Below are 19,925 nucleotides of genomic sequence, written 5' to 3'. Positions count from 1 at the left end.
GATGAACTATTCAAAAGCATTGAATGAATGTATCGAAAGTGCCTACATGGTGGCTGGCCATTTTGGAGCTCGTTACCTAGAGTCTTGGCACTTGTTGATTGCCATGTCTAATCACAGTTATAGTGTGGCAGGGGCGACTTTAAATGATTATCCATATGAGATGGACCGTTTAGAAGAGGTCGCTTTGGAACTGACTGAAACGGACTATAGCCAGGATGAAACCTTTACGGAATTGCCGTTTTCTCATCGTTTGCAGGTCCTTTTTGACGAAGCAGAGTATGTAGCGTCAGTGGTCCATGCTAAGGTGCTAGGGACAGAGCATGTCCTCTATGCGATTTTGCATGATGGCAATGCCTTGGCGACTCGTATCTTGGAGAGAGCTGGTTTTTCTTATGAAGACAAGAAAGATCAGGTCAAGATTGCTGCCCTACGTCGAAATCTAGAAGAACGTGCAGGCTGGACTCGTGAAGACCTCAAGGCTCTACGCCAACGCCATCGTACAGTAGCTGATAAGCAAAATTCTATGGCCAATATGATGGGCATGCCCCAGACTCCGAGTGGTGGTCTCGAGGACTATACGCATGATTTGACAGAGCAAGCGCGTTCTGGCAAGTTGGAGCCAGTTATCGGTCGGGACAAGGAAATCTCGCGTATGATTCAAATCTTGAGCCGGAAGACTAAGAACAATCCTGTCTTGGTTGGGGATGCTGGTGTCGGGAAAACAGCTCTGGCGCTTGGTCTTGCTCAGCGTATTGCCAGTGGTGATGTGCCTGCGGAAATGGCTAAGATGCGCGTGTTAGAGCTTGATTTGATGAATGTTGTTGCAGGGACACGCTTCCGTGGTGACTTCGAAGAACGCATGAATAATATCATTAAGGATATTGAAGAAAATGGCCAAGTGATTCTCTTTATCGACGAACTTCATACTATCATGGGTTCTGGTAGTGGAATTGACTCAACTCTGGATGCGGCCAATATCTTGAAGCCAGCCTTGGCGCGTGGCACCTTGAGAACGGTTGGTGCGACCACTCAGGAAGAATATCAAAAACACATCGAAAAAGATGCGGCCCTTTCTCGTCGTTTCGCCAAAGTAACGATTGAAGAACCAAGTGTGGCAGACAGCATGACAATTTTGCAAGGTTTGAAGGCGACTTATGAGAAACATCACCGTGTGCAAATCACAGATGAAGCGGTTGAAACAGCTGTTAAGATGGCCCATCGTTATTTAACCAGTCGTCATTTGCCAGACTCTGCTATCGATCTTTTGGATGAAGCGGCAGCAACAGTGCAAAATAAGGCTAAGCATGTGAAACCAGACGATTCTGGCTTGAGTCCAGCTGACAAGGCCTTGATGGATGGTAAGTGGAAACAAGTTTCTCAACTAATTGCTAAAGAAGAGGAAGTGCCTGTCTATAAAGACTTGGTGACAGAGTCTGATATTTTGACTACCTTGAGTCGTTTGTCAGGTATTCCAGTCCAAAAACTGACTCAGACTGACGCTAAGAAATACCTGAATCTGGAAGCTGAATTGCACAAACGTGTCATCGGTCAAGATCAAGCAGTTTCAAGCATTAGCCGTGCCATTCGCCGCAATCAGTCAGGGATTCGCAGTCATAAGCGTCCGATTGGTTCCTTTATGTTCTTAGGGCCTACAGGTGTCGGGAAGACGGAATTGGCCAAGGCTCTGGCAGAAGTCCTCTTTGATGACGAATTAGCCCTTATCCGCTTTGATATGAGTGAGTATATGGAGAAATTTGCAGCTAGCCGTCTCAACGGAGCTCCTCCAGGCTATGTGGGTTATGAAGAAGGTGGGGAGTTGACCGAGAAAGTTCGCAACAAACCATACTCCGTTCTCCTCTTTGACGAGGTAGAAAAAGCCCACCCAGACATCTTTAATGTTCTCTTGCAGGTCTTGGATGACGGTGTCTTGACCGATAGCAAGGGGCGCAAGGTTGACTTTTCAAATACTATTATTATCATGACGTCAAACCTTGGTGCGACAGCCCTTCGTGATGATAAGACAGTTGGTTTTGGGGCTAAGGACATTCGTTTTGACCAGGAAAATATGGAAAAACGCATGTTTGAAGAGCTGAAAAAGGCTTATAGACCTGAATTTATCAACCGTATTGATGAAAAGGTGGTCTTCCATAGCTTGTCTAGCGACCATATGCAGGAAGTGGTGAAAATTATGGTTAAACCTTTAGTGGCAAGTTTGGCTGAAAAAGGTATTGACTTGAAATTACAAGCTTCAGCACTGAAATTGTTGGCAAATAAAGGATATGACCCAGAGATGGGAGCTCGTCCACTTCGCAGAACCCTACAAACAGAAGTGGAAGACAAGTTGGCAGAACTTCTTCTTAAGGGAGAACTAGTGGCAGGCAGTATACTTAAGATTGGTGTCAAAGCAGGCCAGTTAAAATTTGATATTGCATAAAAATGGAGAATCAGGAGAGATCTTGATTCTCTTTTTTGCAACGTTTTTATAAAAAATGATAAAAAACTATTGACAAAACAAAAATATAGTTTATAATAAAAACATAGATAACAAAAATATTAAAAAATATAAAAAAGGTAATGCGTTTATGAAAAAGAAAACAGCAGTGGTATTTGGAACCTTTGCCCCTCTCCATCAGGGGCATATCGATCTGATTCAGCGAGCGAAGCGTCAATGTGATCAGGTCTGGGTAGTTGTTTCAGGCTATGAAGGAGACCGAGGGGAGCAGGTTGGGTTGACTTTGCAAAAGAGATTTCGATATATAAGAGAGGCTTTTCGTGATGATGAGTTGACCTCTGTTTGCAAGTTAGATGAAACCAATCTTCCCCGTTACCCTATGGGCTGGCAGGAGTGGTTGGACCAAATGTTAGCGGAGATTTTCTATGATGAAAACCAGCAAGAACTAATCTTCTTTGTAGGAGAAGCAGACTACCAGCAAGAATTGTCTAATCGTGGCTTTGAGACAGTCTTGCAAGAAAGAAAGTTTGGTATCTCAGCGACTATGATTCGAGAAAATCCAAGCAAATATTGGAAATACATCGCTCAACCTTTCCGACGTCAGTTTACCAAGAAAGTGTTGATTATGGGAAGTGCCAGCAATGGGAAGACCACTCTGGCCAAGGATTTAGCTAGGTATTACGATGCGCCCGTCAGTCTGGAATACGCGCGTGAGTATCAGATTAAAAATAACGTCCGCGACGATGAATTGACTCCAAAGGATTACTACTATCTCCTGTTGGGCCAGTATGATCAGACCTCCAAGTTAATCGATAGTAATGTCAATCGAGGTCTAGTGATAGCCGATACCAACTCCTTGGTGACTAAGGGCTATTATGATTATTACATGGAGACTGAGGACCAAGGGGACTTATCAGGAGAGACTTTTGATAATCTCTTTGCCTCGATCTTGGCTAAGGAAAAATGGGACCTGATTCTCTTTGTGCAACCTGTCGGTTCCTATGTCAATGACGGATTTAGAGATATGACTATGGCAGAGGATCATATTCGTCACAGTTTTTCCCAGCATTTGGACCAGATGAGAGAGCGATATTTAACCAACATTCCTTTAGTTTATCTAGCGGAGGATTACCTAGGAAATTATGAAGCAGCGAAAGTAGCTATTGACGCCATTTACCAAGCGGATTAGGAGAACAATATGAAAAAACTAACTAAAAAAATCACACAATTTATCGAAAACTTTAAAAATGTCCATGCAGAAGCTCGCAAGATTGGTTTTGCAGGAACCATGTGCTTGCTCTGGAAAGATCTCTTTGTTGGTCGCAGTCTTTTCCAGTGGTTGTATCTCATTGCCTTGTCAAGTGTTCCCTTGATCTTGGAATTCACGCAAAATACGGAAAGTCATGACTGGCTTAGCTTGTTTGCATCTTGGACTGGGATTGTCTGTGTTATCTTGGTGGCAGAAGGTCGTGCAAGCAACTATCTTTTTGGGGCTATTAACTCAGCTATCTATTTGATTTTGGCCATGAATGCGACTTTTTATGGGGAAGTTTTGACGACCGTTTACTTCTTTGTCATGCAGCCGATTGGCCTCTATGCTTGGCTGTCTAACCGTATCAATGACCAAGGAAAAGTAGAAGAATCTCACTTTGAAGCTAAGAAATTATCTATTTTTGACTGGTTCAAGTACTTAGCCTTGACTGCTATCATTTGGATTGGTATGGGCTTGGCTTACCAAAGTATCCATAGTGCTCGCCCTTTCCGTGATAGTGTTACCGATGCGACCAATGGTGTCGGCCAGCTCTTGATGACACGTCTCTATCGTGAGCAATGGATTTTCTGGATTGCAACCAATCTCTTTAGTATCTACCTCTGGTGGGGTGAAAATATCCATATTCAAGGGATGTACTGGGTTTACACACTCAATAGTCTAGTAGGTTGGTACCAATGGACCAAGGCAGTTCGTAAGGAGGCATAAAATGACGGACACGATGATTCCAGCAGGGATGACGGAAAAAGAATATTTTGAAATTCATGCCAGTCAGGAGGAGTTTTTGGATTGGTACTACAAGCAGGAACTTCCTCAATACGAAAAACCAAGTGTGACGGTGGATATGGTAGCCTACTGCTTTGTCGAAGGAAAGATCAAGCTCTTATTAATTCGTCGCAAGGCTCATCCATATCAAAATTGTTTGGCCTTAGTTGGAGGATTTATGGACAAGGGCGAAGATGCTGCGCATGCCTGTCAGCGTGAGGTGAGAGAAGAAGTTAATCTCGATCTTCCTTTGGAAAAAATCGAGCAATTGATGACCGTATCGACCCCCGGCCGTGACCCACGGGGCTGGACAGTGACCATTGCCCACTTGGTTTATTTGCCTAGTCGTGCATTAGAACTTGTTCAAGCAGGAGACGATGCCAAGGATGTCGTTTTCGTAGATGTCGATTTTCAGACAGGCAAGTGTTTCATAGAGGGAGTAGAGTTGGAGGAGCAAGCCTTCGCTTTTGATCATTATGCCATTATCCAAAAATCCATCAAACGAATCCAAGGTCGCCTCGACTGGAATCCGACCTTCCTCTATCTGCTGGAGGAAGAGTTCACTGTCTACGAAGGGACTGAACTGGTCAATCTTATTAACCCAGGTCGCCCAATCGTCAGCAATAACTTTCTAGTAAAATACGGTGAATACGTAGAAGAGGTTGGACTCAAACGAGTGCCTAAAAAGAAACCAAGAAAAACCTATCGATTGAAATAAAAAGCGAGGTCGGGAAAAGTTCCCGACCTCTTTAATTACAGTCATGAGATGAAATTTCTGTTGCGACTACTTTTATGGGTGGCTATCTTTCTTAGAATTGCTCAACAGGTGAGTAAAAAAGTCTTTGTATCTATACTTGAGATAGTTCTCATGTAAAAATAACAAGGCGATATAAACAATCAAAAAGATTGTAGTCAGATAAAACACATCAAATGCAGTTCGCGCATAGTAAGCGGCTGATTGATAAGAGCCAATTGCTCCCAAAATCAACCAAGGAAGATACTTATAATACTTATTTAGCATAAGAGTGCACCTCCTATATTCTATTTCAATGTTATTATATTCCTTTGTACTTAAAGGTGCAAGCGATTTCACAAAAACAAATTCAAATTTTTAATAGGAAAATCTCCTATTTTTCTGTTTTATTACGAATAGAAGAGTAGGAGGAGAAAATGTATCTAAAGTATTTAAGATTTTTAAAATAGTTTAGATAAATTGTTGACATATTCAAATTTGAATGTTACAATTATATTACAAAAAGATTTCTTTATATTTCTAAAATATTACAAAGGAGTAGAAAAATGAAAAAGAAAACCTATATCAAATTGATGACAGCAACTGTATTAGCTTCTACCCTACTATTAGGGGCTTGTGGAAATAAAAAGGAAACAACTCAAGCAAGCAGTTCTGCTAAGACAAGCCAATCATCAAGCTCTAAAGCAGCTTCTGCTAGCAAAGAAAGCAAGACTCAGAAGTCCTCAAGTTCAGCTTCATCTGAAAAGGCCAAGGCATCTACGGATCAATCTTCAGCAACTGCAACGCCATCACAAGCGGCGACAGCACCAGAGCAAAGACAAGGTCAAGAAGTGTCTAATCAACAAGCAGCTAGTCAACAAACTCCTGCTCAGACTCCTTCAACTCAACAAGCTCCTCAAGCCCAGTCTAACCAATCAAGCTATGATCCTACAACTGACCGCAAACTTCAAGACAAGCAAGCAGAGCAAAATAAACGCTACAAGGGTGTTTTAACCATGGTAGACGGTGATTTCTCAGCTGCAGCGGGCAACTGGAAGGGTGCCAATGGCGAAACCATTACAGTTTCATCAGGTGGTCAATTCACAGTAGAATCTGCTGATGGAAAGAAAGAAAACTACTCTATTAGAGGCTATTCTTATACTCTTGATGATGGCAAGTATAATGCCAAAATCGGTGGAGGGAAAGTCATCCAAATTACAACAGGAGCGGATGGCAAGGTTTCCAGTGTTGCTTTGAATCAATAATAGCGCTCAGTATTTGAATTTTTACAATCAAAAACCCGTCAACTTTAAGAGAGTTACGGGTTTTAATCTATTAAGCCTTATGCAACTGCAAGAGAGCTTCAATCTCTGCCAGAGTGCTAGCTTGTGAAATGGCTCCACGGAGTTTGGCAGCGCCAGATGTTCCACGGAGGTAGTGAGGAGCGAGGCCACGGAATTCACGAACTGCTACGTTTTCCTCTTTGAGGTTAATCAAGCGTTTCAAGTGCTCGTAGGCGGTTTTCATCTTGTCTTCAAAAGTCAAATCAGGTAGGATTTCACCTACCAGAAGATTGTATCAGTTATATCTCGAAAGAAAAAAGAATAAATTTAACTATAAAACCTGTCTTATTGAATGAAAAAATGGTAGAATAAACATCAATATCAAGTGAAATGTGGAGTGTTACAAACAATGAAGTCAAAAATGTTTCGATTTTCTTTGGTTTTGTTATTTATTTTCTTTCTTTATTTTTCGTTTTCAATTTTTAACCGAACGTACAGTGGAATCACCGTAGATAAACATGAGAATGAGTGGATAGTTAGACAAGTCCATAATCTGGGAAGCTTTGCAAATCATCAAGAGATAATAGGGTCATCTATTATACAAATAGACGATCAGAATCCAGATAGTAATTTCTTATTATCTCGATTTTTAATTGTTGAACCGCTTCATTCTGTGACAGTGTTAGATAGGGGAATTTCAAAGACTTTAATAATAGAATCTGGGAGATCAAGCCAAATTATCTTTCTTGTTTTATCAATCATTGCTTTTCTGATTCTACTGTTATTTCGCTTATACATAAAAGGGAGAAGTAGAGGAAAAACTGGAAAACGATATTTTTATTTTATTATTTATACTAGTCTGATGTTATTATCGATTATTCCATCAAGTATAGGAGATGTATTTGGTCGTAGTCTATTAATTTCATACTTGACTTTATTTCCATTATTCATGGATATTTTCATTAGGGTGTTAGTCCTGAAGATAAAAGGTTCAACCATTTCTAACTTTTCTCGTATTATACTGGGCTATTCACTCATCACTCAACTTTTGTTTGTTTATAATCTTATACAGCCCATTGATTTTTTGACTATCTTTTTTTCTAGGGGGGTATTTTATTTAGTATTTTTCTTTTTAGTTATCCTGCTGTTAAAGATGCTTATAAGTTACTCTCAGATAAGAGAAATGTTGCCAATTCATACCTTATTTTTAGCAGTTCTTGCCTTATTTCCTCTATTTTTTGGATATATTTTTCCGATTGGTAAGGAAGTTTCGTTTATTTATAGTATTCCTCTATTGTTGCTTATTTTGTTCTCTATTGTAAATAACTTGATACTAGAGCGAATGATATATGTTGCTTGGAAGTGGAACCCGTTCATATATAACTTGATATTTGCCGTTTTTTTTACTAGTTTAATTATTCTTTTTAGTCTGTTATTAAGAGAATTTTCTCCAATTTTTTTCGTTCTTTACACTTTTCTTTTTTCGCTAGCTTTGTTACCTGAAATAAGAAAAATGATGTTGATTAGCCATAAAATGGAGGGAATCTTTAGTAGTTTTCATACTTTTGTAGCTACTGAATTGGAGAGGGAAGAAATTGCAACGTTTATACATGATACTACAATTCAGAAGGTTATTTATTATAAAAAGCAGTTAGAAATTAGTGAACAAATTAATAGGGTAGCTTTATTAGAGATGTTGGATGATATTGTCTTTGAATTAAGAGATTTATGTTCCAATATCTATCCTTTAATGGTGCATGAATTAGGCCTGAAAGAATCTATTACTAGCATATTAAACCAATTCATGAAGATGGAAACTGTTTCGATTATGACAACTTTTTCAATAGATGAAGAAAAAGTTAATGATAAAGTGGGCACGTTTGTATTAAGGACAGTTAAAGAACTAGTAAATAATAGTATTCTTCATGGGAATGCTAGAGAAATTACTGTAGATTTATCTACAAAAGAAAAGATTTTATCAATTGTAGTTATAGATGATGGTATTTTTAAGGGAAACTATCAGTCTAATGAATATCATTTTGGTTTAAATAGAATTGTAGAGAAGGTTCATTTATTGGGGGGAACTGTTCAGATAAATATAGAACCTACAAGTGTGAAGATACGAATACCTATAGAAGGGAAGAAAAATGATTCGTTTGGTTTTGATTGATGATCACAGTTTAGTATTACAAGGATTGGAGAACTATTTTTTAAAGGAAGATGATTTTAAAATTGTTGGTTCCTATACAGAAGTAGCAGATTTACTTCTTTGTCTCAAGCATGAAAAGGTAGATGTGCTAGTTATGGATTTTATGCTGAAAGGAGTAACGGCATTTGATGTTATTAGTCAAATAAATAGATTTCTGAATACAGTTCCCAAGATAGTTCTTTTATCAGGATTTTATGACACTTTGTTACATAAGAGAGCGATGGACTTTGGGATTCAAGCTTTTTTACCCAAAGAAAGTTCTTATTTGGATGTTAAAAGTGCAATTTATGCTGTTTATAAGGGCAATCATGTTATCCCAGATGGTTTGTTAGAAAAGCAAGAAAATAATCTATTGACAGATACGGAGTTAAGTGTATTGGAACTTATTGTAAAAGAATATTCTAATGAAAAGATAGCAAATAGTTTATTTGTCAGCAGGAGAACAGTAGATACCCATGTTTCAAATATTTGTTCAAAGTTGGGAGTGACGAGTAGAGTTGGAGCTGTACGTGAGGCTATTCGATTAAATCTAGTGTCTTTATAATTTTATCCTAAAAAGGCAAGAAGGTTTTCGTAAATTACGGATTCTTTCTTGTCTTTTTTTGTTTAATATAGAGTAAGTTTAACAGATTGGAGAAGGATATGCTAACAGTAGATTATTTACTTGGAGACAATAAAAATCGCTATTTTTGTAGAGGACATAAGAGAACGATTTATGAAGTTAAGTTGAAAAATATTTTAGAAGGGGTTGGGTCTCTTCATCAAGAAGGTTTGTGGTCTAGTAAACAATCTGAAATTATACAGCAGCACCTGAGTACATTAGATGGAATAGTATTAGCACATTTATTTGGAAGTGAAATACTGAAAAGAATGGGAGTGAGCTTAAATCAGTATAGGTTAAGCCATTTTGAGATAAAGTCAGGGATAAAAGCTATAGAAGAATTGGTAAATTTAAAATTAGAATTACAAAATTTCAAAATGACGAACCAAGTAATTGAATTTGATTGCTTGGTAATGGATATGAAAGTTTGTTTAGGATATCAATTATTAGAATGTATGGAAAATGTAGCTGCTATAGGAGAACAAGGTAGAGATTTTTTATCAACTCATTTGAGAGATAGACAACATGATATATACGATGTTGAGTTTTCAGATAGTAGTATATCTTGTAAAGCAGAGCAAGTATTGATCAAAGATATTGAATATAGTGGTGTAGGTAGTCTAGAAAAGAATTATTATAGTTTGTTAGAACTTCTGATTATTTTTTCTCAAATGGCAGAGATGTTGGCCTACCATATAGAAGAGATATCTCGAGAAGAGAGCAATACCATGTGGATGAAGCAAGTGAGTGCAGACTTGAATTCACCAATTTTGAACGGAGTAGTAGAGCTTAGTGGTAGTGTTTCAAAAAATAGATTATTAAAAATTAGAGAAGAGTATTGGAAAGTCTACGAAATGTCCGGATATGATATAGATCATAAGGTAGTCTTTAAAAGTAAAATAGCTCAAAAATTACCTGATGGAGGGGGACAGTGATGGGAAATAGAGAATTAAGGTTAGTCATATCAGGAACTTATTCTACAGGTAAGACAACAACTGCTACAGCTCTTTCGATTGCAACGGGACTTCCCTTAATTGACGCTTTATCTGCGAGGGAAATTTTGACAGATTTATATCCTGGCAGAAGATTTCAGGATATGTCATCAACCGAATTAATGGCACTAGGGCTAAAGCGTTTTGAAGAGAGAATTCGTACGGAAGGAATTTTATACAAGGAACATGGAAGTTTTCTATCAGATGGTTCAGTATTGAATGAATGGATTTACGGGACTGTTCGAATGAGGGTAGGAATTAACCCAGGATCAGCATTCATTCATCGATTGATGAAATCTATTTTAGGTATTCCTGGTCGAACATTTTTCAAAAAATATTTGACTGCCTATGGGGTTGTCTCTAATAATCATGCGAAATTGTGGTATACAGATGTTGTTCATTTACCAGTAGAGTTTGCAATGGATCCAGATGGGCATAGACCAGTATCTGAGGAGTATCGAAATTTATCAGATGAGGAATTATATGAAGCTTATAGGAATTTGGGTCTGACACCTTATTGTGTCAAAGGTAGTCAGAAAGAACGGTTAAATCAGATCATTCAACATTATGAGTTGCCAATAGTTGTTCCAGTAGATGAGGCTATTTCCTTAGCTGAAAAGGTTATACGAGAAAACAGGGAAGCAGTATCTAAACGTATCATAGAACAGTATGAAGAGCCTACATTAAAGGAAAAAATAAAATTTATGACAAGATATTAGGAGTATGTATGATTCAGTTTCAAAATATTAGTAAGATTTATAAGGTAGGAGAGCAAGAAGTTCGTGCTTTAGATCAAGTTAGTTTTTCTATTGAGAAAGGGAAATTTACAGTTATTTTAGGTCCATCAGGTTCAGGGAAAAGTACGTTACTAAATTTACTTGGTGGGATGGATCGTGCGACATCAGGAACCTTTATATTTGATGAGGAACTAGTAACAAAGTTTACGGACAAGGAATTATCTGCTTATCGAAAAGATAAAATTGGTTTTGTTTTTCAATTTTATAACTTAGTTCCAAGTTTAACAGCCAAGGAGAATATAGGTATTGCAGCAAATTTAGTGAAAAACAATAAAGAAATTGATATGTATTTAGCTCAAGTTGGTTTACTTCATAGAAAAAATAATTTTCCTAATCAACTTTCTGGAGGTGAAATGCAACGTGTATCAATTGCAAGGGCATTGGCTAAAGAGCCTAGTCTATTATTGTGTGATGAACCTACAGGAGCGTTAGATTCAAAGACAGGTGATAGTATTTTAACTCTATTGAAGGAAGTTTCTAGAAATGGGAATGCTGCAGTTGTAATGGTTACACATAATAGAGAGTTTGCTAAATTTGCAGATCGAGTTATATATTTGAAAGATGGAAGTATTGAAAAAATAGAGAATAATGAAGAGGTGCTGGGATGAGGTATCTTCATATAAAATTATTAAGAGATCTTCGGCAAAATTGGCAACAATTTTTCTCTGTTTTTCTGATGTCTCTATTAAGTGTATTAATCTTTGTAGGTCTACAAGGAGCTTGGCATGGACTTGAAAAGAGTCTAGAGAGTTATCTGAAACAATCTGAACTTCCTGTTGTTTGGGTTCAAGCGAGACAAATTGATGAATCAAAAATCAAGCAGGTTGAACAATTATCTTCTGTTGAAAAAGTTGTCAGTAAAAAGAAAGGCTTTGCTAATATTGTTCGTTTAGACAAGACTGACGGACGAATCAATCTTGAAACGATTACAGATAATCAACTGGTTACAGTAACAGAAGGAAGTCGTTTTTCTGAAGGAAAACAAGATTCGATTTGGATTGATGGGAATTATGCGAAGAAGAATCGTTTACAGATTGGAGATTCAATTTCTATTTCATCAAGAGGAGAACAGATAGATTTAAAAATTGTAGGATTTGTTCAGGCAACAGATAAGATTTATTTTACAGGTAGTATGGAATATATAGCTCCAAATCCTGACAATGATGCCTATGGTTATATTGCAGATAATGAAATTGCAAAAGGAATTCTGGGTTTATCGTCAGATAATGCCTTAGAAATTTACGGTTCTAAGGTAGATTTGCGAGGAGATTTAGAGTCTATTTTTGGGGGCGATTTAGTTTCTTATCAAGATCAAAAAAGTTTAACTGAAATATCAGAAGCTACCGATCGAGTTGGGCAAATTAGAAACTTATCTTACTTATTTTCTTTTATCTTTATTTTGTTAGCTATTTTGGCTATGTTTACAACCATTCAGCGTTTGATTGATGGCCAAACAAAAGAGATTGCTGTATTAAAGGCTTTAGGCTTTTCAAATCAGGCTATCAGTTTACATTATATTTTATTTGGCTTAGTAGTAAGTTTATTAGGAAGTTTCGCAGGCTTTGCTATTTCTCCCTTGATGTCATGGTTTGTACTAGAAACTCAAAAGTCAATGTTTACACTTCCAAATTGGCAAATATCTTATTCGTCTTCATCAATGGTTGTCGGTATTGTAGTCATTATTATTTGTGTTTTAGCTGCCTATTTAGCTTCTAGAGAGTCAGCTAGAGGCTTACCAGCAATATTTTTAAGAGGTAAAGAAAAAGTTGCTAAATCTGTTTTTGTGGAAAGATTTTCCTCTATCTGGCAACGAATTTCTTATCCTTCTAGATGGGCAATTCGGGATGCCTCGTTTAATCGTATTCGAGTTTTGATGGGAATCGTGGGAGTTGCAGGAAGTATGATGTTACTGATTGCTGGAATTGGTATGCCTGTGTCCATGAATCATCTTGTTGATAAGGCATACAATGAAGATTTTTCTTATTCAAAACGACTGACCGTAGCGGATTATACATCTTCTAAGTCTAGATATGGTGGGCAAGGTGTACAAATTTCACAGGCACATTTTAATCCAGATGATGGCTACAACCGTTTATTGATTATATTTGATGATGGAGATATGATCCAAGCAAAAACAGAGAGTGCTGATTCTTTGAAAGATGATGGTTTGTATGTAACTAGATCATTTGCCCGTTTAGCAGGTATTAAAGTCGGAGATTTTTTAAATGTGACTCCCTATCAAGATGGTCATACTTACAAGTTTGAAGTAAAAGGGATTGTCACAAGTGAAACCAATCAAGGGGCCTATCTTCATGCTAGAGTCTTTGAAAAAGCAGGGGGAGATTTTACTCCACATACTTTATTAGTTGGGCCGGAGGTGGACGAAGATACTATTAAGCAAGACAAAGGTGTTCTATCTGTCATTGAAAAAGGGAGCCAAGAAAAAAATGCCTATGATTTTGTATCTAGTTTGATGAATGTATTTCTAATGATTATTGGCTTTGCCTTATTACTTGTTATTATTGTTCTCTATAATCTGGGCTCTTTAAACTTTGTAGAGAGAATGAGAGACTATGCTACATTACAAGTATTAGGATTTTCTAATCAATATCTACAGATGGTAACTCTTTTTGAGACTATACTAACTACCTTTATTGGTTGGCTAGTAGGAATTCCTTTAGGCATATGGTTTTTGAAAGAATATGTAGCAACATTTTCGACGATTCGAATTGAGTATACCGCTTATATCAGTATGTATGTCCTTGCTTCTGCTACGTTATTGGTTTGGTTTACATCTTTAGGGACTGCTTATTTTATTAGTCTTCGTATGAGAAAGATTGACATGATTAGTGCTCTAAAGGGGGTAGACTAGTATAGTCAGTTCTGAGTGAATTTATAGACATTTATGAATAATTGTTAATCATCAGTTCTAATACTCAATGAAAATCAAAGAGCAAACTAGGAAGCTAGCCGCAGGCTGCTCAAAGCACTGCTTTGAGGTTGTAGATAGAACTGACGAAGTCAGTAACCTATATACGGTAAGGCGATGCTGACGTGGTTTGAAGAGATTTTCGAAGAGTATAAGGTCTAAATTTACCTATTTGTGTTTCGGTTCACTGCATTACTGCATTCAAAATCCGTCAGCTCAATAAGAGTTGACGGATTATTTTATACTTATACTTGGGTTAAAAATTCTTCTGTAGTAAGAATTTGAGCAAACTCATCTTGTAGAGAAAGGAGATTAATCTCATGGATAGTCTCAGGAGAGATGGCCTGACCGTTTTTGTTAGATAGGGTAAAACTGGCAGTGGCATCTGCTAGTAAAGTGACTTTAAAATCAAGATTTGCTGCCATTCGTGTCGTAGTAGATACACAATGAGGCAGGGTCAAACCAACAACGACTAAATGACAAATCTGATTTTTTCGTAAATATGTTTCAAGATTTGTTCCAATGAAGGCGCTATTAACCGTTTTTTGAAAGATAGGTTCTGAGGTGACTGGTTCAAATCCACTTTTAAACTCCTGATTTTGTTTGTTATGAAATTGCGACTGGGGATTGTCAGATATGTGTTGAACATGTAAGATTGGAAGAGCGTGTTTACGAAAGTATGCCAGTACCCTCAATGCTTGTTGTTCAGCTTGAGGGTTGTTCCGTTCTCCCCAGATAGGGTTATCAAATGCTTTTTGCATATCGATAACAAGTAGAGCAGTATGAACCATTTTAAGCCTTATCCAATTGCAAGAGAGCTTCAATCTCTGCTAGGGTGCTAGCTTGTGAAATAGCTCCACGAAGTTTGGCAGCGCCAGATGTTCCACGGAGGTAGTGAGGAGCGAGGCCACGGAATTCACGAACTGCGACATTTTCCCCTTTGAGGTTAATCAAGCGTTTCAAGTGTTCGTAGGCAATTTTCATCTTGTCTTCAAAGGTCAAATCAGGTAGAATTTCTCCTGTTTCAAAGTAGTGGTTGATTTGGTTGAAGAGGTAAGGATTTCCCATGGCAGCTCGGCCAATCATAACTGCATCAGCACCGACTTCTTCGATGCGTTGCTTGGCTTCTTGAACTGTACGGATGTCACCGTTGGCGATAAATGGAATCTTGGTCAAAGCTTGAGCGACCTTGTGAAGGGTCTCAAGGTCTGCGTGACCTGTATACATTTGCTCACGGGTACGGCCATGCATGGCGAGGGCAGAAACGCCTGCAGCTTCAGCAGCGAGGGCATTTTCTACTGCCAGAGACGGGTCAGCCCAGCCGGTACGCATTTTGACAGTAAGTGGGATATCAAGGACAGATTGAACCTTGTTGATGATAGAGTAAATCTTATCTGGATCCTTGAGCCACATAGCGCCAGCTTCGTTCTTCACGATTTTGTTAACTGGGCAGCCCATGTTGATATCCACAATATCGGTTTTGGTGTTTTCTTGGATGAATTCTGCTGCGCGTGCTAGGCTGTCTTCATCGCTACCAAAGAGTTGGATAGAAACAGGGTTTTCGCCTTCGTCGATATGAAGCATGTGCAGTGTTTTTTCGTTGTTGTATTGGATTCCCTTGTCAGAGACCATTTCCATGACAACGAGTCCAGCTCCGAGCTCTTTTGCAATAGTACGAAAGGCTGAGTTTGTCACACCAGCCATAGGCGCTAGAACGGTACGATTGGGAATCTCAACATTGCCAATCATAAAGGGTGTATTAAGATTTGTCACGAATGAGTTCCTCCAGGTCGTTTTCATCAAAGTTGTAAGTTGTTTGGCAGAATTGACAAGTGATTTCTGCCCCGTGATCTTCCTCTTTCATTTCCTGTAAGTCTGAGCTTGGAAGGCTGGCAAGAGCGTTCATAAAGCGCTCATGGCTACAGTCACATTGGAAACGAATTTCTTCTTCAGAAAGACGCTTGTAGGCCTCGTCACCGTAGATAGCCTTGAGGAGGGCTTCGATATGGTCTTCACTTTCGAGAAGAGTTGAGATAGCTGGCATTTCTTGGATGCGTTTTTCAAAGCGAGCAATCTCTTCTTCCTTGGCTCCTGGCAAGACTTGAACTAGGAAACCACCTGCAACCTTGACCTTGTCTTCTTCGTCTAAAAGGACATTGAGGCCGACTGCTGAAGGGGTTTGTTGGCTTTCGGTCAGGTAAAAGGCCAGGTCTTCACCGATTTCCCCAGAGATGAGGGGAGTCATAGAGTTGTAAGGATTTCCAGTACCGTAGTCTGTGATAACGAGGAATTGACCATTTCCAACAAAAGGTCCAACTAGGACTTCACCAGTTGCAGTCTTTTTGATGTCAACACCAGGATTTTGAACGTAGCCTTTGACGTTCCCCTTGGTATCAGCGACCGTGATAATGGCACCTAGAGAGCTAGAGCCCAGCACTTTAACTGTTAGTTTGGTATTTCCTTTTTCATTGGCTGCGAGAATCTGGCTAGCGATAAGAGTTCGACCAAGCGCTACAGTTGAGCTAGCTTGGGTTTGATGTTTTTCTTGAGCAGTGCGGACTGTTTCTGTGCTATCAAGGACAAAAGCACGAAAGGCTCCGCTTTCTGATATTGTTTTAATAATTTTATCCATAGCTACTATTTTAGCATAAAAATGTCCAAAGGGGGAGCCGTGTGTTTGCTGATTTTCAGGATAATGAACTAGGAAATCAGCATGAAAATAAAAAGAGAAACAGATTATTTCAGCATTTGTAAGATTTATGCTATGCTTAAGGTAGAAAATGAAAGGGGTAACAAATGTATTTAGGAGATTTGATGGAAAAGGCTGAATCTGGCCAATTTTCAATCCTTTCCTTTCTATTACAAGAGTCTCAGACGACCGTCAAGGCTGTAATGGAGGAAACAGGATTTTCAAAAGCAACCCTAACCAAATATGTCACCCTGCTCAATGACAAGGCTTTGGATAGTGGCATAGAGCTGACTATTCATTTAGAAGATGAAAATCTGCGTCTATCGATCGGTGCAACTACCAAGGGAAGAGATATTCGGAGCCTGTTTTTGGAGAATGCTGTTAAATATCAGATTTTGGTCTATCTTCTCTACCACCAACAGTTTTTAGCCCATCAGCTGGCTCAAGAATTGATGATTAGCGAGGCTACGCTTGGTCGTCACTTAGCTAGCTTAAATCAGATTTTGTCAGAATTTGATTTATCTATTCAAAATGGACGTTGGCGAGGTCCAGAGCATCAGATTCGCTATTTCTATTTCTGTCTTTTCCGCAAGGTCTGGTCCAGTCAGGAATGGGAAGGCCATATGCAGAAACCAGAGAGAAAACAGGAGATTGCCAGTTTAGAAGAAATCTGTGGTGCAAGCTTGTCTTCGGGGCAGAAGTTAGACTTGGTTCTCTGGTCCCACATCAGTCAACAGCGTCTTCGGGTCAATGCCTGTCAGTTCCAAGTGATAGAAGAGAAAATGCGAGGCTATTTTGACAATATTTTCTACCTTCGTTTGCTGAGAAAGGCTCCGTCCTTTTTTGCGGGGCAACACCTTCCTCTAGGAACTGAGGATGGGGAGATGATGATTTTCTTCTCTTTCCTCCTATCTCATCGCATTCTTCCTCTTCATACTATGGAGTATATCCTTGGTTTTGGAGGGCAGTTGGCAGATTTGCTGACGCAATTGATTCAAGAAATGAAGAAGGAGGAGTTACTGGGTGATTATACAGAGGATCACGTTACCTATGAACTCAGTCAGCTTTGTGCTCAAGTCTATCTATATAAGGGTTATATCTTACAGGACCGCTATAAGTACCAGTTAGAGAATCGTCATCCTTATTTGCTGATGGAACATGATTTTAGGGGAACGGCAGAGGAGATTTTTCATGCTCTACCTGCCTTTCAGCAGGAGACGGATTTGGATAAGAAAATTCTCTGGGAATGGCTCCAGTTGATAGAATATATGGCTGAAAATGGTGGCCAGCATATGCGAATTGGTCTGGATTTGACATCTGGTTTTCTTGTCTTTTCAAGGATGGCAGCCATTTTGAAACGGTATTTGGAATACAATCGTTTTATTACCATTGAAGCCTATGATTGTACTCGGCATTATGATTTGCTGGTTACCAATAATCCGATTCATAAGAAGGAACAGACCCCAGTTTATTATTTAAAAAACGACTTGGATTTGGAAGATTTGGCAGGGATTCGTCAGTTATTATTCACTTAAAAGGCTTGGTCGTTCCAGGTCTTTTTTGTGAAATTCATACAATCTCCTCACATTTTTTAAAAAATTAAAAAAAGTTGATAAACAAGAAAGCGCTTTATTTTGTATACTAGTAAGTGTAAAGAGGAAACATCCTCAAGATCTTTATCAGGAGGACAGCACATGTCACAAGAAAAATACATTATGGCCATTGACCAGGGAACTACAAGTTCTCGTGCTATCATTTTCAACAAAAAAGGAGAAAAAGTTAGCTCGAGTCAAAAAGAGTTTACCCAGATTTTCCCTCAGGCAGGTTGGGTAGAGCACAATGCCAATGAAATTTGGAACTCAGTCCAGTCAGTTATTGCGGGTGCTTTCATCGAAAGTGGTGTCAAGCCAAATCAAATCGAAGCAATCGGGATTACCAACCAACGTGAAACAACTGTTGTCTGGGATAAGAAAACAGGGCTTCCTATCTACAACGCAATCGTTTGGCAGTCACGTCAGACAGCACCTTTGGCTGAACAACTAAAAAGTCAAGGTTATGTGGAAAAATTCCATGAAAAGACTGGTTTGATCATTGATGCTTACTTCTCTGCTACCAAGGTTCGTTGGATTTTGGATCATGTAGAAGGCGCTCAAGAGCGAGCAGAAAAAGGAGAATTGCTCTTTGGTACTATCGATACTTGGTTAGTTTGGAAGTTGACTGACGGTGCGGCTCACGTGACGGACTACTCAAATGCAGCTCGTACTATGCTCTACAATATTAAAGAACTCAAATGGGATGATGAGATTTTGGAAATCCTTAACATTCCTAAAGCAATGTTGCCTGAGGTTCGTTCTAACTCTGAGATATACGGTAAGACAGCGCCATTCCATTTCTACGGTGGAGAAGTGCCAATCTCAGGTATGGCTGGGGACCAACAAGCAGCCCTCTTTGGGCAGTTGGCCTTTGAACCTGGTATGGTTAAAAATACTTATGGAACAGGTTCTTTCATCATCATGAATACTGGTGAAGAGATGCAGTTGTCTGAAAATAACCTCTTGACAACGATTGGTTACGGAATCAATGGCAAGGTTTACTATGCCTTGGAAGGTTCTATCTTCATCGCAGGAAGTGCCATTCAATGGCTTCGTGACGGTCTTCGCATGGTTGAAAATTCACCAGAATCTGAAAAATACGCTCGTGATTCTCACAATAATGATGAAGTTTATGTCGTTCCAGCCTTTACAGGTCTAGGTGCTCCATACTGGAACCAAAACGCTCGAGGTTCTGTCTTTGGCTTAACTCGTGGAACAACTAAAGAAGACTTTATCAAGGCGACTTTGCAATCTATTGCTTATCAAGTACGTGACATCATCGACACCATGCAAGTGGATGCTCAGACAGCTATTCAAGTCTTAAAAGTAGACGGTGGTGCAGCTATGAACAATTTCCTCATGCAGTTCCAAGCTGATATTTTGGGAATCGATATCGCACGCGCCAAAAACTTGGAAACAACAGCTTTGGGGGCAGCCTTCTTAGCAGGTTTGTCAGTGGGCTATTGGAAAGACTTGGATGAGTTGAAACTCTTGAACGAGACAGGAGAGCTCTTCGAGCCATCTATGAACGAATCTCGCAAGGAACAACTCTACAAGGGCTGGAAGAAAGCTGTGAAAGCAACCCAAGTCTTTGCGGAAGTAGACGACTAATA

Annotated in this window: 17 protein-coding genes and 1 pseudogene; 13 read left to right on the top strand and 5 right to left on the bottom strand. The window is 39.0% G+C overall.

Features of this window, described 5'->3' with window-relative positions:
* Nucleotide 1 precedes the first annotated feature (1 nt).
* From B7703_RS05070 to B7703_RS05055, 4 genes are all read left to right on the top strand, one after another.
* Nucleotides 2–2,434 carry an ATP-dependent Clp protease ATP-binding subunit gene (locus B7703_RS05070; protein WP_084923883.1) on the top strand — a complete coding sequence of 811 codons (2,433 nt, stop codon included), beginning with the start codon at nt 2–4 and terminating at the stop codon, nt 2,432–2,434.
* Nucleotides 2,435–2,582: 148 nt separating this feature from the next.
* On the top strand, nt 2,583–3,641 hold the full coding sequence (locus tag B7703_RS05065; protein WP_084923882.1) for an AAA family ATPase: 1,059 nt from the start codon (nt 2,583–2,585) through the stop codon (nt 3,639–3,641).
* A gap of 9 nt (nt 3,642–3,650) precedes the next feature.
* A complete protein-coding gene (pnuC, locus tag B7703_RS05060) occupies nt 3,651–4,430 on the top strand; it encodes a nicotinamide riboside transporter PnuC (RefSeq protein ID WP_084923880.1) in 780 nt (259 codons plus the stop codon).
* Nucleotide 4,431: 1 nt separating this feature from the next.
* Nucleotides 4,432–5,205 (top strand): NUDIX domain-containing protein, encoded by a 774-nt coding sequence (locus B7703_RS05055; protein ID WP_084923879.1) that lies wholly within the window; start codon nt 4,432–4,434, stop codon nt 5,203–5,205.
* Between the two features lie 72 nt (nt 5,206–5,277).
* Here the strand turns inward: B7703_RS05055 and B7703_RS05050 are convergent, their stop codons facing one another.
* Entirely contained in the window at nt 5,278–5,508 is a 231-nt protein-coding gene (locus tag B7703_RS05050; protein ID WP_023947307.1) for a hypothetical protein, read from the bottom strand.
* 278 nt (nt 5,509–5,786) lie between these two features.
* On the opposite strand from B7703_RS05050, the gene B7703_RS05045 reads away from it, so the two are divergent.
* Nucleotides 5,787–6,485 carry a hypothetical protein gene (locus B7703_RS05045; RefSeq protein WP_084923875.1) on the top strand — a complete coding sequence of 233 codons (699 nt, stop codon included), beginning with the start codon at nt 5,787–5,789 and terminating at the stop codon, nt 6,483–6,485.
* Between the two features lie 70 nt (nt 6,486–6,555).
* Here the strand turns inward: B7703_RS05045 and B7703_RS05040 are convergent.
* Nucleotides 6,556–6,783, bottom strand: a pseudogene (locus B7703_RS05040) (tRNA dihydrouridine synthase DusB); the annotation flags it as partial.
* Nucleotides 6,784–6,912: 129 nt separating this feature from the next.
* Here B7703_RS05040 and B7703_RS05035 point away from each other — a divergent pair.
* The 6 genes from B7703_RS05035 (at nt 6,913) to B7703_RS05010 (ending at nt 13,974) form a co-directional block, all read left to right on the top strand.
* The gene (locus B7703_RS05035; RefSeq protein WP_084923873.1) at nt 6,913–8,673 is read left to right on the top strand and encodes a sensor histidine kinase; all 1,761 of its coding nucleotides are present in this window, start codon (nt 6,913–6,915) and stop codon (nt 8,671–8,673) included.
* Nucleotides 8,651–9,256: a response regulator transcription factor gene (locus B7703_RS05030; protein ID WP_033689555.1), complete on the top strand. Its 606-nt coding sequence runs from the start codon at nt 8,651–8,653 to the stop codon at nt 9,254–9,256. Before B7703_RS05035 ends, B7703_RS05030 begins: the two co-directional genes overlap by 23 nt.
* 98 nt (nt 9,257–9,354) lie before the next feature.
* On the top strand, nt 9,355–10,248 hold the full coding sequence (locus B7703_RS05025) for an AvrD family protein (protein WP_084923871.1): 894 nt from the start codon (nt 9,355–9,357) through the stop codon (nt 10,246–10,248).
* Nucleotides 10,248–11,024, top strand: a complete 777-nt coding sequence (locus tag B7703_RS05020) for an AAA family ATPase (RefSeq protein ID WP_084923870.1) — start codon at nt 10,248–10,250, stop codon at nt 11,022–11,024. The genes B7703_RS05025 and B7703_RS05020 overlap by 1 nt, the downstream gene beginning before the upstream one ends.
* Nucleotides 11,025–11,032: 8 nt before the next feature.
* Nucleotides 11,033–11,710 carry an ABC transporter ATP-binding protein gene (locus B7703_RS05015; protein ID WP_023947321.1) on the top strand — a complete coding sequence of 226 codons (678 nt, stop codon included), beginning with the start codon at nt 11,033–11,035 and terminating at the stop codon, nt 11,708–11,710.
* Nucleotides 11,707–13,974: an ABC transporter permease gene (locus B7703_RS05010; RefSeq protein ID WP_084923868.1), complete on the top strand. Its 2,268-nt coding sequence runs from the start codon at nt 11,707–11,709 to the stop codon at nt 13,972–13,974. Before B7703_RS05015 ends, B7703_RS05010 begins: the two co-directional genes overlap by 4 nt.
* A 302-nt stretch (nt 13,975–14,276) precedes the next feature.
* Here B7703_RS05010 and B7703_RS05000 read toward each other — a convergent pair whose 3' ends face one another.
* Genes B7703_RS05000 through hslO form a run of 3 tightly spaced genes read right to left on the bottom strand, consistent with a single transcriptional unit; the run spans nt 14,277 to nt 16,663 of the window.
* The gene (locus tag B7703_RS05000) at nt 14,277–14,822 is read right to left on the bottom strand and encodes a cysteine hydrolase family protein (RefSeq protein ID WP_084923867.1); all 546 of its coding nucleotides are present in this window, start codon (nt 14,820–14,822) and stop codon (nt 14,277–14,279) included.
* 1 nt (nt 14,823) lies between these two features.
* Nucleotides 14,824–15,804 (bottom strand): tRNA dihydrouridine synthase DusB, encoded by a 981-nt coding sequence (gene dusB / locus B7703_RS04995; RefSeq protein WP_000183308.1) that lies wholly within the window; start codon nt 15,802–15,804, stop codon nt 14,824–14,826.
* On the bottom strand, nt 15,791–16,663 hold the full coding sequence (gene hslO / locus B7703_RS04990; RefSeq protein ID WP_000357854.1) for an Hsp33 family molecular chaperone HslO: 873 nt from the start codon (nt 16,661–16,663) through the stop codon (nt 15,791–15,793). Before hslO ends, dusB begins: the two co-directional genes overlap by 14 nt.
* Nucleotides 16,664–16,827: 164 nt before the next feature.
* Between hslO and B7703_RS04985 the strand changes: the two genes are divergently transcribed.
* Together B7703_RS04985 and glpK are read left to right on the top strand one after the other, a co-directional pair.
* Nucleotides 16,828–18,255 (top strand): AcpB/EbpR/MafR family transcriptional regulator, encoded by a 1,428-nt coding sequence (locus tag B7703_RS04985; RefSeq protein WP_084923865.1) that lies wholly within the window; start codon nt 16,828–16,830, stop codon nt 18,253–18,255.
* A gap of 159 nt (nt 18,256–18,414) precedes the next feature.
* Nucleotides 18,415–19,923: a glycerol kinase GlpK gene (gene glpK / locus B7703_RS04980; protein WP_000076786.1), complete on the top strand. Its 1,509-nt coding sequence runs from the start codon at nt 18,415–18,417 to the stop codon at nt 19,921–19,923.
* The last annotated feature ends 2 nt before the right edge of the window (nt 19,924–19,925 follow it).

Origin of the sequence: Streptococcus mitis (genome assembly GCF_002096735.1) — a bacterium.
In the GTDB taxonomy this organism is placed as follows: domain Bacteria; phylum Bacillota; class Bacilli; order Lactobacillales; family Streptococcaceae; genus Streptococcus; species Streptococcus mitis_CZ.
The sequence above is the reverse complement of the archived record's forward strand: the minus strand, read 5'-3'. Positions and strand labels throughout refer to the sequence as shown.